The organism is Protofrankia sp. Cr1 (assembly GCF_963555865.1).
Lineage (GTDB): Bacteria > Actinomycetota > Actinomycetes > Frankiales > Frankiaceae > Protofrankia.
In genome coordinates, this window is the sequence record NZ_CAUVXO010000670.1 from 1 (window position 1) to 1495 (window position 1495).

The window sequence follows — 1495 nt, forward strand, 5'->3', positions numbered from 1 at the left end:
TTCATGGCCGGCCTGGGGCTTCGGCGGCCCGAGCTGTCACCACGAACCGCGGGTGGTGGGGTGACCGCCTACCACCGGCGCGCCGGACTGGCGATCGTTGCCCACTGGGTACGCCAACAGTGGACGCACCGGGTGCACCGGGTGCACCGATGCTGGCGGACATCGCGACGGCCCCCGCGGGTCCGCTAGCACCGTCCCATCGGAGCACCGGCCGCGCCCGTCAGCTCAGCCGCGGGCGCAGCCACCTGCAACCGCGACTGTGCGCCGGACGACAGCACGCCTGACAACAGTCCGCCTTCACCACGCTTTGCGCCTACAACGAGGAGGCTCCGATGCGTTCGAGTGCAATCGGTCTCATCACCGGGTTGATCTCGGGTCTCGCGCTCGCCTTCGGCGGCTTCGGTGACTTCCTGATCGTTCTGGTCTTCGGCGCCATCGGCCTGTTCGTCGGCAAGGTCCTGGACGGGGACATCGATATCAACCGGTACGTCAGCGGCGGCGAACGCCGCGACATGCGATGAAGCCCACCGTGGTGCGCCGGCCCGAAACCACAGCGCGGGGACGCCTGGTCGTCACGAACGCCGTCATCGAGAAAATCGCAGCCCAAGCCGCACTGAACGTCAACGCCGTCGGCGGACTGGGGCGCCGGCCTCCCGGCCGACGCCGACGGCCCGCCGCGGACGAACGTCCGCCGCGGGTGTCAGCGCGCGTCGGGCGGGGCACCGCCCGGATCTCGATGTCTCTGTCGATACGGTATCCTGCCCGAATTGTCGAGGTATGCGAGGGAGTACGCACCCGGGTGAATCAACAGGTGGCCGACCTGGCTGGTCTACGGGTGACCCACATCGACATTGACGTGTCCGCTTTCGAGTCCGGGACCGACCCGGACACCCGGGCTCGGTAGTTGACGGGAGGTCACCATCGTGCGCGTGACAAACCGGATCGTCGCGGCACTGCTTGCCGCAGCCATCGCGGCGGCCGGGGTCGTCGCGATCGTCGAGATGATCAACGCGGCCTTCGGCAGCGAGTATGCCATCGTCGACTGGCGGGCCGCGGCGGGCGCCATGGCGCGCAACAGCTGGTCCGACACGGGACCGGCAGTACTCGGCGTGATCCTTGGCGTCGTCGGCGTCCTCCTGCTCGTGCTGGGGCTGCGACGTGGTCGGCTCGAGTGGTTCACTGTGCAACCGTCGTTGGCCGGGACCTCCACGTTCGCCGCTGGTCGCGGTGTCGGTCGTGCCCTGGCCAGCGCGGCCGAGGATGTGGACGGTGTGAGCCGGGCAAAGGTCCGGCTCCGGCGCCGCACCGCCAGGGTGAAGATCGAGTTTCATCCCCGGGTCAACCCGGACGCGCCGGAACAGGTACGTGACGAGATCTACGAACGGCTGGCTTCCTTCGATCTGGTGTCGCCCCCGAAGGTGAAACTGAAAGTCAAGGCGTCGCGTCCCGCATCCCCTGACAGCGGTGTAGTGCCGCAACCAGCCTCGCCTGCGCC

4 protein-coding genes are annotated in these 1495 nt (G+C 68.6%); all 4 read left to right on the top strand.

Annotated elements, in window-relative coordinates; genetic code table 11:
- Window positions 1–189: hypothetical protein (locus U9980_RS27730; RefSeq protein ID WP_322770631.1), on the top strand; the 189-nt coding region annotated here is incomplete at its 5' end.
- A gap of 143 nt (window positions 190–332) precedes the next feature.
- A complete protein-coding gene (locus tag U9980_RS27735) occupies window positions 333–521 on the top strand; it encodes a DUF2273 domain-containing protein (RefSeq protein WP_322747829.1) in 189 nt (62 codons plus the stop codon).
- Window positions 518–904, top strand: coding sequence for an Asp23/Gls24 family envelope stress response protein (locus U9980_RS27740; RefSeq protein WP_322770632.1), 387 nt, complete (start codon window positions 518–520; stop codon window positions 902–904). The genes U9980_RS27735 and U9980_RS27740 overlap by 4 nt, the downstream gene beginning before the upstream one ends.
- A 19-nt stretch (window positions 905–923) precedes the next feature.
- Window positions 924–1495, top strand: a 572-nt coding sequence (locus U9980_RS27745; RefSeq protein ID WP_322770633.1) for a DUF6286 domain-containing protein, incomplete at its 3' end; no start/stop codon positions are given.